Annotated in this window: 10 protein-coding genes; 9 read left to right on the top strand and 1 reads right to left on the bottom strand. The window is 63.3% G+C overall.

Annotated features, from left to right (window positions below):
- Positions 1–35 precede the first annotated feature (35 nt).
- The 8 genes from AC5Y36_RS02690 (at position 36) to AC5Y36_RS02655 (ending at position 12,584) form a co-directional block, all read left to right on the top strand.
- Positions 36–2,837, top strand: a complete 2,802-nt coding sequence (locus AC5Y36_RS02690; protein ID WP_500039306.1) for an ATP-binding protein — start codon at positions 36–38, stop codon at positions 2,835–2,837.
- Positions 2,834–5,086: a hypothetical protein gene (locus AC5Y36_RS02685; RefSeq protein WP_500039305.1), complete on the top strand. Its 2,253-nt coding sequence runs from the start codon at positions 2,834–2,836 to the stop codon at positions 5,084–5,086. The genes AC5Y36_RS02690 and AC5Y36_RS02685 overlap by 4 nt, the downstream gene beginning before the upstream one ends.
- A gap of 812 nt (positions 5,087–5,898) precedes the next feature.
- Positions 5,899–6,828 (top strand): MinD/ParA family ATP-binding protein, encoded by a 930-nt coding sequence (locus tag AC5Y36_RS02680; RefSeq protein WP_500039304.1) that lies wholly within the window; start codon positions 5,899–5,901, stop codon positions 6,826–6,828.
- 52 nt (positions 6,829–6,880) lie between these two features.
- A complete protein-coding gene (locus AC5Y36_RS02675; RefSeq protein ID WP_500039303.1) occupies positions 6,881–7,189 on the top strand; it encodes a hypothetical protein in 309 nt (102 codons plus the stop codon).
- Between the two features lie 56 nt (positions 7,190–7,245).
- Entirely contained in the window at positions 7,246–8,775 is a 1,530-nt protein-coding gene (gene eccD, locus AC5Y36_RS02670) for a type VII secretion integral membrane protein EccD (protein ID WP_500039302.1), read from the top strand.
- The gene (gene mycP, locus AC5Y36_RS02665; protein WP_500039301.1) at positions 8,776–10,167 is read left to right on the top strand and encodes a type VII secretion-associated serine protease mycosin; all 1,392 of its coding nucleotides are present in this window, start codon (positions 8,776–8,778) and stop codon (positions 10,165–10,167) included.
- A gap of 53 nt (positions 10,168–10,220) precedes the next feature.
- Positions 10,221–11,786: a type VII secretion protein EccE gene (gene eccE / locus AC5Y36_RS02660; protein ID WP_500039300.1), complete on the top strand. Its 1,566-nt coding sequence runs from the start codon at positions 10,221–10,223 to the stop codon at positions 11,784–11,786.
- Between the two features lie 174 nt (positions 11,787–11,960).
- Positions 11,961–12,584: a hypothetical protein gene (locus tag AC5Y36_RS02655; protein WP_500039299.1), complete on the top strand. Its 624-nt coding sequence runs from the start codon at positions 11,961–11,963 to the stop codon at positions 12,582–12,584.
- A gap of 207 nt (positions 12,585–12,791) precedes the next feature.
- Here AC5Y36_RS02655 and tnpA read toward each other — a convergent pair whose 3' ends face one another.
- Positions 12,792–13,220, bottom strand: a complete 429-nt coding sequence (gene tnpA / locus AC5Y36_RS02650) for an IS200/IS605 family transposase (protein ID WP_500039298.1) — start codon at positions 13,218–13,220, stop codon at positions 12,792–12,794.
- Positions 13,221–13,289: 69 nt separating this feature from the next.
- Between tnpA and AC5Y36_RS02645 the strand changes: the two genes are divergently transcribed.
- On the top strand, positions 13,290–14,546 hold the full coding sequence (locus tag AC5Y36_RS02645; RefSeq protein WP_500039297.1) for an RNA-guided endonuclease InsQ/TnpB family protein: 1,257 nt from the start codon (positions 13,290–13,292) through the stop codon (positions 14,544–14,546).
- Positions 14,547–14,825 lie beyond the last annotated feature (279 nt).

Genomic DNA, 14,825 nt, shown 5'->3' with positions numbered 1-14,825 from the left:
CCGGGAATCTGATCTTCAACCGTGACGACGGCACTGTGTGGGCCAACTATCTGCTCCGGGGGATCAACACCAACCCCTACGACACCGACAAGGTCGAGGCGTGCCAGGCCGACAACGATCTGCTGTTCAGCCAGCTGTCCAAACTGCCGGCCTCCGACTTCCTCCTGCTCGGTATCAAAGCCCAAACGCCACACGACACCGTGATGGCCCGCTGTGTCGCCGACATTCCTGGGTTCAACGAGCCCGGCCGCTATCCAGATCTGCTCGCCCAATACAACGCTCTGTACTCTCGGCTCATCTCGGGCGAGCACGCCGAATTCCAGCGAGTCTTTCTCCTCTCGATCGGCTTCCCCGTGAGCCGTTCGATCATCGAATCCTTGATGTCGTCAGTCGCGGTCACCGACCCCCACCGCAACGTCAGCAACCGCGCTATCGAGGAACTCGAAGAGCGCTACTTCCGGGCCCTACCTCGCCAGTTCATGCCTGCCCGAACCACACCCGACCACGTGCGTTGGGTATGGGACCGGGCACGTCAACGAGGCATTACAGTTCCCTCGCCGCCGGACCCCACCGTCACCCGGGCCGCAGCCGATGGCCCGCGCAGCTTCGCCGAGGTGATGATCAACAAGAACGCCGATACCGACGCTCTCTACGAAGACCTCGTGGCCAAAGTCGCCGACGACAACCCGGCCGTCATGACCCGCGGACGTTCAGGGCTTCCCGGTCTCGGGCTGATCATCGCTTTCTGGGTCGCCGCCATGGCCGCGCACCTACTCCCCGGATCCGGCCACCAGTGGATCAGTCCCGGACTTACCCTGCTGGCGGTAGCGGCCACCGTGTTGGGCAGTATGCGGATCAAGCAAACCGGACTACCCGGACGTCATGTTTTGCGGGAGAACTTCCGCTCGACCCGCTGGGCGCGCGCGCTCAGCGTCCACAATGTCGAGACTCGCAGCCCCGAATTCCCCGACGGCTACACCAGCTACCAAACGCAATTGGCGATCGCCCGATTCCCGTCAGTGGAATCCTTCGGAATCAACAGCTTCACCTACCTGGTCGACCAGGAGATCGGCGTCGATGCGGACTTCGCGCTTCGCTTCGACTTCTCCCAGGAGCTCGTCACCAAGACCGGGATGCGCAAGGCACGAAAAGAACTCGACGCCGAGGACAACGCCAACACCCAAGATGAATTCGACGCCGAAGACTACGCAGACCGGCGTACCGAGATGGGGGACTTCCGCCGCGCGGTCAAGGATGAGCCCGCTGCACGAGGCATGCGCATCGCCGCGATCTTCTCCTTCGCCCACCAGAACCGGGAATTCCTCGCCGAGCAGGTCGACGCGATCATCAAGCACTTCACTGACCACGACTTCACCCCGCTCCTACCGGTGGGCGGCCAGTTCGACCTGTGGCAGGCCATGATGCCCGGTGCCTCATGCCCCCCAACAGTCGAAGACCTCAAGCAAACCACGACCGTGCGGTTGTTCAGCGCCTGCATGCCAGTGCGGCGCACTGTGCTCGGCGACCCCATCGGGGTCCCGATCGCCATCAACAAGGAAAACGCACTCGGCCAGATTGTTCACTGGGACATCCTGAACGCCACCGACAAAGGGAATGCGTCGACGGCTTTCTGCGGCGCTCAGGGGGCCGGGAAGTCCGAAGGCCTGAAGGTCACGTTCGGGTTCATGATCGACATGAGGCGGCCAGCGTGGGCGGTCGACCAAACCGACCATGGCGAACTTGAGGTTTTCGCGCAAACCCTCACCGAGCCGGAGATCATCCACATCGCCGACCCGACCGCGTCAAGCACTGGGCCACGATCGCTTGATCCCCTCAAGTGTTTTCCTCCCGCTCTCGCCGCGCAGCTCTTCATGGATTGGTGGCTGCCGTTATTGAGGGGGATCGACGAGGCGTCCGAGGAGGCAGACCTCCTGTCGACGTTGCTGGTCCCGGAATACCGCAAGGCTGTCGGCCTGCACTCCACCCGCGATCTTTTGGACCACCTCACGACGAAAACTGGTGCCGCTTCTCGAAACCTGCAGCTGGCGTTCGGGTTCTGGGCCCGCCAGCCCTACACCCACGCCTTCATCGACCCCGTGATCAACGGCAAGACCATCGAGTACGAGGCGTTCAACCCCACAAAGCTGTGTGTCATCTTCCGCACCCACCAGCTCTCGGTGTATCGGCCAGGCGACGGGGTCGCATTCGAGGATGCCGAAGCCTCACAGCGATTCACCGCCATGGCCTATACCGTCATCGCCCGGCTCACCGCGAAACACTTCAGTGAGATCAAAGGCCCCTGCGGCTTCTTCGGGGATGAGATGAAGTTCTTGAAGGGATCGGCCGTCCTCAAGACACTGATCGAGCAGCCAGACCGCACAGGCCGAAAAGGCGGCAACTTCGTCGTCGCCGCCGCACAGCTGGCCGAAGACTTCGACGACCACTACAAGCTGATCCGCCGCAAGGTCATGCTGCGTCAAGAAACCCGACCCAACGCGGCCGCAGCTCTGGAATGGGGAGACCTTCCACCAACCGACAAACTGGTCACCCGCATGGTTAGCGATACCTCGCCGCCGGATCCCGAACGCAACAACATGCCGCGCCGTGGCCGCGAGGGCGAAGGCTGGTACAACGACGGCAACAACAACACCGGTAGGGTGAAATTCCTCGGCCACCTGCGTGCTGACCGCCGCCGCTACAGCAACACCACCTCATCGCAGATGATCCGCGCCAACGAACTGCGGCAACTCCAGCCCGCCACCCAAGCGGCCCCGAATGGCGATCATCCGACACCGCCGCCCACCCACTCCCGCCCGCCGACGGTGCCGATGCCATGACCACTAGATACTTCGCCGGTGGTATCCCGGCCGCCCCGCCGCCAAAACTTCCCGACGTAGGCACCCGGCCGGGCAACCCGTTCCTCGACTGGCTCGACCTCGCCGACAGCGACGGCGGCAAGATCGCCAACTACAAACTGATCCTGGAACCACACTTCTACGACGTCCTGCACCGGGTCTGCTACGCCGGCGCAACAGAGCTGTTCTACACCCTGTTCTTGATCAGCTCCGCCTACGGCGCCGCACTCATCCAGTGGATTCTCACCCCCAACCAATGGCTGACCCCGCTGGCCGACTTCTACCACGAGCTGACCGCCAAGGTGTACGCCGTCGTCCCGCCGACGGCCATCATGCTGGTCACCTTCTGCGCACTGGTCCTCAGCGTGTTCCTCAACCGCACGGGTACCTCAGCCGCCGGCATGCCACCCCAGATGCGCACCGGAGGCGAACCCGGCCTCCTTAGCCAGTGGATGCCCTCAAACACCCAGATCAGCAAGGCGCAGTGGCAGCGCCTAAGTTCCGGCCTGGTCCTGATGGGCGTGGTCGTCGTCCTGGCAACCAACCCATTCGAGATCATCTCGGAAGTCATGAACGACATCATGGCCGTCGCCTCAGACCTCACCTTCACCAACGGCGCCGGCGGCGCCGGCGCCTACACCATCTCCAACACCGCCAACATGCTGCGATCGGTGTCGTTTCTCATCAACTACCGAGCAGTACTATCCCCCGAATGCGCGCAATCGTGGTCGTGGCTGATCAACCTCGGTGGCGGCAACCCGTCATGCCTGACCCCCGCACAGTCCGCGGCCACCGACCCCGACATCGTTACCGTGCTCCTGGCCTTTGCCGCGATACCCATCGGGTGGGCATTTCTCAAATTCGCCGGGGTCTTGGCATTGAAATTCTTCAACCACTTCAGTCTGACCATCTTCTACGCTCTGCTTTTAGCCTGGATCGCTGCAGCATCCCTGGCCCGCCGCCGCCCCTATGACCCGCTGGGCCGATGCGCGGCCAGGGCGGCCGCCAACGCAGGCCTGGCGACGCTGTTCTATTTCATCGGATCTGCAGGACCAGCACTGCTCATCGAATTGTCCACGTCAGCGCTATCCTTCCTGCCCGCCGTACTGCAGGTACTCGTCGCCGCCGCCGGCTACTACCTATCCGCCAACCTGATCCTGGCGGCCAGCGAAAACCTCGAATCACTGTTCAGCCTGTTCCACGACCGCATAAACAAATCGGACATCCTGAACAATCTCTACGCCCAATCCGGCACCGGCCCGGCGCAGCACACCGCCTGGTCCACCATCACGTCCGGAGTCTGGACAAACCCCTGGTCCTGGACCAAACACCGATACCACAGAGCCCGTGAGCAAGCAGGCGTTAGATGGAGCCAGACACCCAACCAGCCAAACCAGCAACCCCAGGGAGGTGCCGTGCCCACCAACATCATCGCCGACACCCCCGAATCCGAGGCCCGGACCAGCAGGTTTCAACTCTATGAGGGACCTTCAGAAGACCCGATCACCATCGATCCTGACCATCGAGCGACCCGTAGCGATCTCGGCACCGTCCTTGATCAAGACAACCAAGCCATACCTGTCTCAAGTCCGGTCGTCGCCGCCAAGACCGGCACCGATGTCGTCCCCGCGCGCCATGCCGGCATCGAATCCACACCGACGCCTGGACAGGTGTCCGAGCCGCCGGTCGTATGGTTCCGTTCTGGCATACCGCAACTGGCCCCGCCATCGCCGCAATACAGCGCCCCGCCCAGTCTCCTACCCGCTGTCGCCGAGCCCATCACCCCGCCGTCGCCGGCAACGCCCAGCACCCCAACTGCACCGCAACACGCAGGACTAGCTGCGTACCGCGGAAGCATCGACGAGCTGGCGCGCAGACTTCGCTCCGAAGCCGCGCTTCTACACGGCGCACCCACCGGGCAGCCGAGGACCGTCGATGCTGTCGTCGCCTTGAGCACCGCCGGCTATGGCGGCTACGACACGCCGCCGTCAGCCGCCGCGCCTCGCCCGCGCCGCCCGAAAGTCCCCGACCTGAGGTCGGTGCTGGCCGCCGCTCAGTGGACCCACCAGTTCAGTCATAACCGAAATGTGCTGCTCGCGCGGGGTGTGGAAGCACCGCTGAAGCTGTCCGACGAAGACGAGGCAACCCAACGGATCGTCTTCGCCACCGACGCGTCAGGACGCAACAAAGTCGAAGCAATAAATGACCGCGGTTTCGGGGAGTTCGTGTGACATCCACCCGCCAACCAACTGTAAACTTTGCCGTAAGAATGGTCGGTGCTGTGCCGAAAGAAGCAGGGAACATGAAATTCAACTCATCTGAGCTCAACGCCGAAGCGCTACGCGCTGCACGGGCAATGGCCTCTACCCCGAACAGCAACGGGTCATCGGCCGACCCCGATACGCCTACCAGCACCTCAGGGGCACACGCGGAACCGGCAGTCAACCAGTCCCCGGCCGCACGCCCCGCCAGCTCCCAAACCGGAACTGATCCAGCCGACGGCAGCGCCGGCGCCACGGGCACTGATACCTCCACCCCCGCAGACGCCGAGCCCCCAGCGCACCGGGTGAGGGTCCCCGTCCGAACACAGCCTTCCACCACCGCCGAATCCGCCGACCGGCCGACCAGCACCAGTCCCCCGGCCGACGTGTCCCGCGGTGAAGGAACCCCCTTCACTCCACAGTCAGCCCCGCAAACCTCCCTTGATGGCTCCGCCGGCAGCCCCATGGACTCCAGCACCATCGGACACAGCTTCACACCTGAACCACCCGCGGACCACCAGCCGCCACCATCCCAGCCACCTCTACAGCCTCAACCCCCCCCTCTGTCACATCAATACAACCCCTACCAGGGGCCACAGCCATCGTTCGAGCCTGGTCAGCGGTTCCCGATACATACACCAGACCCCGCCAACCCGCCGCACTACATGCCGCCCCAACCCCCACCCCTGGACTTCATCCCGCCTCGGCCCGCCCCTGATATGGGACAACGTGGCTACCAGCCGCCGCCGGACACCTACCAGTCACCCGCGCCGCTACCGCCTATGCCCGGCGCCCTGCCTAGTCGAGCGGACCAGCCCAACCAGCCCTTCGCGCTCCAGCGTTCCCGACGCGAGGGCCCTCAGCAGGGCTGGCGCGCGGCGCTGCACCGCCTGCACATCCCGATCGCAAAGAGCCAAGACGAACTCGAGTACGACCACGACATCGAAAAAATCAACAAGCAGCTCCGCTATGCCAAGGCGATCGGCGTGGCCAGCTTCAAGGGCGGGGTCGGCAAGACCGCTTGCACGATGACACTGGCCTCAACCATCGCCGAACACCGCAACCAGGGCGAAGTTGTCGCGATCGACACCGATCACAACGGCTCGCTCGCCCTACGGGTTAAAGGCGAACAGGAAAGAGACATCAAGCTTTTCGCCGCCGACACCAAGCTGAACTCGGTCAACGACGTCAAGGCGTACATGCTGACCAACCAGCACCGACTGTCGGTCCTCGGGTCCAGCCAATCCCCAGTGGCAGGCCCCTTACAGCCGCAGGAGTATCTACGCACACTGGAGCTCCTGCAACGCAACCACCTCATCGTGGTCGTCGACTTCGACACATCGACAGCCAGCCCCGCGTACGAGACCATCATGAAGAGTCTCGACGCCCTCGTCGTGGTCTGCGCGACCGCACTGGACAGCGCGACCGCCGGACAACACATGATGGAATGGCTACGCGCCCACAACCTCAATGAACTAGCCACGCGCACAATGGTGTTGGTCAATCACCAGAGCCCGGCAAAGCCTTCGCTCGACATCGACGGAACGCTGTCGTACTTCCAAAACAACGAGCAACGCAAAACGCTGGAAATTCCATGGGATGAACACATCGCCGAGGCCGGCCCGATATCGCTGGACCTGCTCAACAAGGCGACCAGACGCCGTTTCGTCAAAGCCGCAGCCCTGCTCATTGACAGCTTGCCATCGACATGATCCAAGAATTCACGGCACTTACCACAACCGAAAACACGGGGGGACACCACAAATGACCGACGTCATCACCGACCGCCAGGCCATCGCCAGTGCCGTCACCGCTGGCCTCGACGAACTCGATGGACTTCGCGACAACTACCTCTCAGCACAACAGCAGGTCGCCGTCGCCGAACAAGCCGCCGAGCAGGCCGCTGATGTCTACGCCGCCAAGATCAATGATGTCCTGGCCACGGGTTGGGCCACCCCCGAAGCACTGGCCCGCCAAGGCCACGAAGTGCCGAAGAAGAAGGCGACACGGGGACGCAAACGCTCCCTTAACGGAGATTCCCCCGAAGCGGCCGCGCAGCCCGAGCTGCAATGACAACCACGCCGGACACCGGACTCAAACTGCAGACCGAAACGGAAGAGAGCTAGCACGTGGCCACCACACAGGCTGAAGCCCGGGTCCAGATCGCAGTCCCAGGACCGACGTCCAATTCGAATGATCCACGGGCACTCGGACATGTCATCGACATTCCCATGCCCAATTACATGACGGTAGGGGACTGCCTCGCCGAGCTGATCCCCTTCCTGCGCCGCGAGCTCAGCCGGGCTGGCAAAGACGTGACATGGCTTGATGACCCCACCGCCCACTGGAGCCTGCGCCGCCCATTCCACTCGCAGCCCCTTGACCCAGAGAAGACCCCCGAGGAAGAAAAGGTCCGGGACGGGACCAGGCTGCTGCTGGTCAAAGAAGACCCGGGGGAGAAGTTCAGCCCACTGTTCGACGATGTCGCCGAGTCCATCACCTATTGGCTGCGCGAACACTTCCCGTCCTGGAACGACAGGATCTCGAGCAAACTCGCTCTCACCGCCCTGCCGGCCGTTATCGCACTCCTGTGCATCCTGGCGACCTATTGGGCCAGCGTCGATGCGCCAGCGTTCAACACCCGCGTGGTCGTGTGCTCAGTGATGACGGTTGGAGCCGTGCTCGCCGCCGCAATCGCGATCGTCGTGATACGTGCAGATAAGCAGAAGTTCCGATCGACCGTCGCACCCTTCCTGATTATCACCTATCTTCTTATCGGCACGGCAGCACTGCTCGTCACTCCGCGCCCTCTGGGGATCTATCAGCTCGTGGTCACCGGCGCAGCACTGTTCACCACTGCCATCTGCCTATCCGTACTCACTCACGCCAGCAACTCCCGTCTGCATTACGGCGTTGCCGCCGCTGCACTAGCAATAACCTTCATCGCCGCCCTCAACATGGCCTACCGCAGTCCCACCGCGGTGCTCGGAGTCCAGCTGGTAACAGTGGGATTCTTGATCGTGCTGATCGCCCCTCGCCTGGCGCTGTCATTGGCGAGGATCTCCCTACCCTATGTGCCAGCCCCTGACGAACGCTATGACTCCGGCGACGGAGTCGGTGACCTCGACGCCGGCAATCTGCCTCGCGAGGGATCAGGCGGCCGGTCCGGCGAATCCATCCTCAACCAGGAAGAACAAATCCTGAACTCCTACGACAGCCATGTCGGGCTTCTCGTCGGCACGCTGGCAGTGCTGTGCGGAACGGGGTGGTTCATCGGCCACAATCTGGACAATCATCACTGGCTGATCTTCTCTTTCGTCATGGTGATCTCACTGGCCCTGGTGTACCGAGGGAAAAGCTACGACGATGCGCTCCTGCAAGCCATCTGCCTCATCGCCGCCACGATCCTGCTCGCATCATTCGGCACGGGATTGATCACCTCAGACAGCCACGAAAACAACCTCACACGGGCCGTCGTCGCCCTGGGTGTCCTCCTGCTGGCGATACTGATCGCAACTGTCTACGCCGTACAGCAACGACGAATTGCCAGCCCGATCGTAAAGCGAGTCATGGAAGTGTTCGAACGGCTGCTCTACGCAACACCGTTCGTGTTCGTCGTCCTCGCCATGGACCTCTACCAGAAGGCCAGGGCACGATAAATGACTGTGCTGCAACGCCTCACCGCGCTCACCGCGACTGCGCTGTCGATCGCCGCAATCGGCTACGCACCCGATTCAGGGGCTATACCGCCACCACAGATCGACCCAGCCGTCGACATCGCCCCTCCAGATGAAGACCCTGCGCCGGCGCTGCCTATGAAGCAACGCACCGTCTGCGCCGCCTCGGCGGTGCTCGCCGACAGTCAATTCGACACCATTCCAGCCAGCGCAGTGTTCCAAGTCGAGGAACTACACAACTTCGCTCGCGGAGACGGCCAAATAGTCGCCGTGATCGACTCCGGAGTCCAGCCAGTCTCGCGCCTACCACGGCTGCGCGGAGGCGGCGACTACATCATGAGCGGCGACGGCCTGTCCGATTGCGACCACCACGGAACTCTCATCGCGGGAATCATCTCCTCCGCACCAGCCCCCGACGACGGCTTTATCGGCGTTGCACCCGGCGCTGAAATCCTCTCGATCCGCCAAACGTCGGCCGCATTCACCGAAGACAAGCCACCCCAGGGCTACAACGAGGCGGACCGGTCCGCTGCGAACCTCTCAGCGTTATCGAAAGCCATCGTGCACGCCGTCAACCTCGGCGCCACCGTCATCAACCTTTCGATCACTGCCTGCGTGGACGCCGGCAGCCCGACCGACCTGCGTGCCCTAGCAGGCGCTCTCTACTACGCGGCGGTCGTCAGAAACGTCGTGGTCGTCGCCGCTGCCGGCAACGTGGGCGGCCAAACCTGCCAACGCAACCCCGGATACGACCCAGCCAATCCCGCCGATCACCGCAACTGGGACGGTGTGATCAGCGTATCGCTGCCGTCCTACTTCTCAGATCTCGTGCTGTCCGTTGCGGGAATGACCCTGACCGGCGACCCCTACGTCAACACGATGCCCGGGCCCTGGGTCGGTGTCGCCGCTCCGGCCATGAACATCATCTCCCTGGACCCGACCGAGCCCACCCCCGGCGCACTAACCAACGCCGGCCTTGTCAAGGACGCCCCGGCCCCATTGAACGGCACAAGCTTCGCCGCCGCGTATGTATCGGGACTGGCAGCCCTCATCCGAGAAAAGTACCCAAAACTCACCGCCCATCAGGTAATCAACCGCATCACCGCCACTGCCCACGCCCCCGCACAGGGACTCAACAACACGATGGGCGCAGGGCCAATCGATCCCGTGGCCGCACTCACCGCACAACTCCCGCCAGGTGACCCCATCGCGCCAGGAGTGCCCAGCGTGCACGCCCCCGCGCCCGCGCCAACCCCAACACCAGACAACGTCGCCCGCGACATTGCCCTCATTGCACTGGCCGCCGCGGCCACCGTGCTCGTCATCACCATGCTCACCGTGTTCGCATTCAGAAAGTCGACACCCAACTCATGAGACGAGACACTCCTTTCGGGCTGCAACTCGGCCTGCCAAATCTCCTATTCCTCGTGGCAGTCGGCATCAGCACGGCTCTGGCCACAGCCCTTACACACCAGGAACGTCTCGGAACCTGGGCCATCGCTGCAGCCGCAGCACTCGCAACCGGAGTCGTGACGTACCGATCACGAACGGCGCTCGGCTGGATCGGCCGCCGAATCTCATTTCGCCGCGCATCCCGCGAAAAGATCTTCGTCGACGAAGCAGACAACACCGGAATCACCTGGGACGGACAGCGCGCTGCTGCCTACATCGAGATCTCACCCCAGCCCTACGAATCCACGATCGTCGGCACAGATCAAGAAACCACGATCCGCAGCCTACCCATTGATGCGATCCGTGAAGAACTGGTCCAGTTCGATATCCGCTGCGATGCAATCACAATCGTCACAATCGGCCACAAATACCACCGACAAACACAACTGGCAACTACCTATCATGCAGCTGTCGGACCAACCCCCGCCCTCCTCTACGGCCGCACCTTCGTGGAAGTAGCCGTAGACCTGAGCCGATCACTCGACAGCGTCTACGCTCGAAGGGGCCACGCCGACGCCCGGACCGGAATAAGCCGAACCGTAGCCGTCGCCGCAGAACGCATCCGCCGCCGTATCGCCAGCTCCGGCTGGAAGGCCAAACTACTCAACCGCGCCGAAATAGACGCACTCAACCTCAACAGCGCCACCAACCTCCTGCCAGCGCTGGAGGCCGAACACTGGGGAGCATGCGGCCCAGCCACCATGCGCGCCATCAGCTACACCCCAGCACGCAGCGCTTGGACAACCGACAACTACCGCGAATGGTGCCGTGTCAACACACACCGGCACGTACAAGTCCTACGTCTGGACCGCCGCCGCGGCATCGACCACGCCGAAATGTACTACGGCTATCTCACCTCCGATCCCAATGCGCTGGAAACCGTTTCAGCCCTAGGCCTTCGGCGTGAGTACGGCCAACAAGGAGACATCCTCACCGCCGCGCTTCCCGCCGCCCGCACAGTACGGCCCACTGCTATCCCCGGCAAGGACATCCCTGAAGGCACTGCGTTTCCCATCCCGCTTGGCGCCGCCGGAATCGGAACCTTCATAGGCCACACCAAGACCCGAGCCCAAGTCTTCGTCAACTTCAGCACCGGCGCCGAACCGTTCTACCTCATCACCCCCGCAGCCATGTGCCAACAACTACTCCTACGCCTTGCAACCAGCGGCCGCAGCATAGACATCACCTTGCCCGGCGACGAATGGAGCCGCTTCGCCACGCAGATCGGCGCCACCTACCACCAAAACTCAGACGCCGACATCATGGTCTGCACTGAAGACTCCGTCACAGACCCGACCCATCCCACCCAGGTCCGCTTGGTATGGACGACCAAACCCTCCATCACCCCACAACACGCCATCATCGCCGGCCGCGACGAATGCACCCTGCACTCGCCCCAACGTCAAATCCGCTACCACTGGTCGGTATCGACCGCCGAAGAGGCACTGTTCACCATCGGCGCGTCCCGCCACGCAGCACCACCCCCGCCATCTGTCCCCGGTCCGCCCCGGCAATCAAGGCACGCGCGGCCTGCCACCTGACCCCGGTATCTGGCGGCATCGCCGGCTAACGCAACGCGGATGCAGGAAGCCACTGCCGAAACACACTTCGAAAACGTGTTAATCCCGACTCTGATCATCTAGGCCGACCACACTCGGAAGATGTGCCGCCTTTACTGGGCGCGATGGACAACATGTGATCTGTGGGGGACAGCAATGGCCAGCAATCGACCGCTAGCGCGAACAGCGCACGGCGCCAAACGCGATCCCGCCGAGCAGGCCGCCGACGCCCGGCGCGCGTTCGATGCCCTGCAAGCCCGCCATCCCGCGGCAATGGCCGCTGCTGCACACGGCCGCCGCCTTGAAGTGCTGGTGGCGCGAATGTCCAACAGCACCGCCTCGCTGGCCGAACTCGCCAGCCAGATGTCGCCGCCGATGACCAGAAGTGCATTCGCCGGCCAGCTGCGCCGCGCGCACACCATGTCCGAAACCCAGGCGTTGCGGCCGCCGCTGAGACTACGTAGCCCCGCCGAGCAGGCTGCCGACGCCCGGCGCGCGTTCGATGCCCTGCAAGCCGGCCAGCCTGCCGGACTTGCCGATACGGTATACCGCCGGTACATCGAAGTGCTGACCGCGCGAATGTCCAACAACGCCGCGTCGCTCGCGGAACTCGCCAGCCAGATGTCGCCACCAATGACCAAAGATGCATTCGCAGCCCACCTGCGCCGCGCGCACTCCGTCGCCGAAAGAGTGATTCTGCGAGCAGAGCGCAAAGCACACGGCGATATGCAGGCCGCAGGCCGCGTCTCGCTGGCCTCGCCGGAAAGTCGGATCACATGACGCTTCAGAACGACGCCCCGGGACTGCTGTTCTCAGAGATCTTGACTCTGATCGCGCACCACGCGACAGCCGCATCCGAACTTGCGATGCGGTTCCAAGATGACGGCGCGGACTTCAGCGGTGATCTTGCGAGGAACCCCGGTCGTTCACGGTCGGGAGGAATCGCATCTTCATCGTGGTGTCGGCGCGTAGCGCAGGCACCTTGGGCTAGTTGGGGCGCTTCTGGTTCTCGATGTAGTCCTTGACCACTGAGAGTGGTGCACCGCCACAGGATCCGGCGAAGTACGAGGGCGACCAGAAGTGTTGACCCCACAAGTATTTGCGGATGTGAGCGGGAAATTCCTGGCGTAGGTGTCGGGCGGAGACACCTTTGAGGCTGTTGACCAGTCGCGAGAGCGCGACTTTGGGTGGGTAGTGCACGAGCAGGTGAACATGGTCGGTTTCTCCGTTGAACTCGCGAAGCTCGGCGCCGAAGTCGGCGCAGACATCGGCCATGATCTGTTCGCACCGGTGCAGGATCTCGTCGGTGAACGGACCGCGACGATACTTTGGTGTGAAGACCAAATGGGCGTGAAGGTTGTAGACCACCGATCGTCCCCTGCGAACATCTGGATCTGGTTCCCACCGTGGTGACATAGACCAATGTTAGATTGTGGACGGACGAGCGGAACGAGCGCTGTCGGTGGTCACGGTTAGGGTGCGGGTATGAAGCAGGTGGTGCAGGTTCGACTGGAGGCTGATGCCGGCCAGTTGGATGCGCTGGTCCGCACTGTGATCGTGTGTAACGACACCGCGAACCTGGTATCGGCCATCGCGCACCGCGAGCGGGTGTTCCGGGGCCGGGAGCTGCGGGCGATCACCTATGCCCAGGCTCGCCAGCACGCCGGACTCGGCGCCCAGGTGGCCCAGTCATGTATTCGCAAGGTCGCAGACGCCTACACCACGTTGAGAGCGAACGTGCGCAACGGCCGGTACGGCAAACCTGGCAGCGCGCGCCGACAGAAGGCGGAGGCGAATCCGATCCGGTTCGGATCGTTATCGGCGCAGCCTTTCGACGACCGCTGTCTTTCCTGGGCACATGACGCCGACAGTGCTACCGGTGGTGCAGTGTCGATCTGGACCGTCGATGGCAGGTTGAAGAACCTGCAGTTCACCGGCGAGTCCGGCCAGATCGCGCTGCTGCGCGCGTATCGCAGCGGCGAAACCGATCTGGTGATCCGCCGCCGCCGGCGCGGTGGAGGCGGGCTGGTGGCGTATCTGATCGCGACTATCGACCTGCCCCAACCGGCGGTGCGCACCGGCGAACACCTGGACACCGAGTCTGGGTGGATCGGGGTCGATATGGGGGTCGAGAACATCGCGGTCACCAACGACCGACCCCTGGCGCGGGAGTTGATGGGCACCTACGGCGCCGGCGCCCCGGACGGGGCGGCCGGGCGTGGCAGCGTGAAAGACCGCCGCACCCGCAACCGCGAACTGCGCCACAAACTGCAGAAGAAGAACACCAAGTCGGCGAAACGGCTGCTGCGCAAACGCGCCCGTAAAGAAGCCCGCTTCGCCGCGGATGTCAACCACCAGATTTCGAAGAGGATCGTGGCCGAGGCTGAACGCACCGGACGCGGAATCGCGGTCGAGGAATTGACCGGGATCCGTGAACGGGTACGGCTCCGCAAGCCCCAGCGCGCCACACATGCCAGCTGGGCCTTCGCCCAACTCGGGGTGTTCCTCACCTACAAAGCAGCTCGTGCCGGTGTGCCGATCGTCCAAGTGGACCCGGCCTACACCAGCCAGCGCTGCACGGTCTGCGGCCATATCGACAGACGCAACCGGACCAGCCAGGCCCGGTTCGTTTGCCGGGACTGCGGATACACCGCAGAACACGCAGATATCCTCGGCGCCGACAACATCGCGCACCGAGCACCAACCACCTGGGCCCAGTCAACGGTCCCCAGCGCGGCGTGAAGCGTGGCAGCCAGTCACGAACAACAGCTGCAAGCCTGGCCATTCATGGCCAGGTAGTTGACTCACCACATGAACCGCATCGATGCCATGCGTGCTGCGATCGCTGCACACCTAGGCGCCGAGTCGACACCTGCGACTGCCGACTTTCCCTGGCCAGAGGGCGTCCCGCGGGTGTGCCTCTTACCCACTGGAGTGCCACCGCTGCTCAGAACACCGTGCCTGGCGATAGAGGGCAACCCGGGCACGTTCGAGGCCCGCAGCCAGGACGGGGCCGGCTCG

The organism is Mycobacterium sp. NGS50 (genome assembly GCF_059812545.1).
The sequence above is the reverse complement of the archived record's forward strand: the minus strand, read 5'-3'. Positions and strand labels throughout refer to the sequence as shown.

What these genes read in the sequence shown, in the direction of transcription:
- AC5Y36_RS02685 (WP_500039305.1), top strand. Translation starts at nt 2,834, where the DNA reads ATGACCACTAGATACTTCGCCGGTGGTATCCCGGCCGCCCCGCCGCCA.
- AC5Y36_RS02680 (WP_500039304.1), top strand. Translation starts at nt 5,899, where the DNA reads ATGCCCGGCGCCCTGCCTAGTCGAGCGGACCAGCCCAACCAGCCCTTC.
- AC5Y36_RS02675 (WP_500039303.1), top strand. Translation starts at nt 6,881, where the DNA reads ATGACCGACGTCATCACCGACCGCCAGGCCATCGCCAGTGCCGTCACC.
- mycP (WP_500039301.1), top strand. Translation starts at nt 8,776, where the DNA reads ATGACTGTGCTGCAACGCCTCACCGCGCTCACCGCGACTGCGCTGTCG.
- AC5Y36_RS02655 (WP_500039299.1), top strand. Translation starts at nt 11,961, where the DNA reads ATGGCCAGCAATCGACCGCTAGCGCGAACAGCGCACGGCGCCAAACGC.
- tnpA (WP_500039298.1), bottom strand. Translation starts at nt 13,220, where the DNA reads ATGTCACCACGGTGGGAACCAGATCCAGATGTTCGCAGGGGACGATCG.
- AC5Y36_RS02645 (WP_500039297.1), top strand. Translation starts at nt 13,290, where the DNA reads ATGAAGCAGGTGGTGCAGGTTCGACTGGAGGCTGATGCCGGCCAGTTG.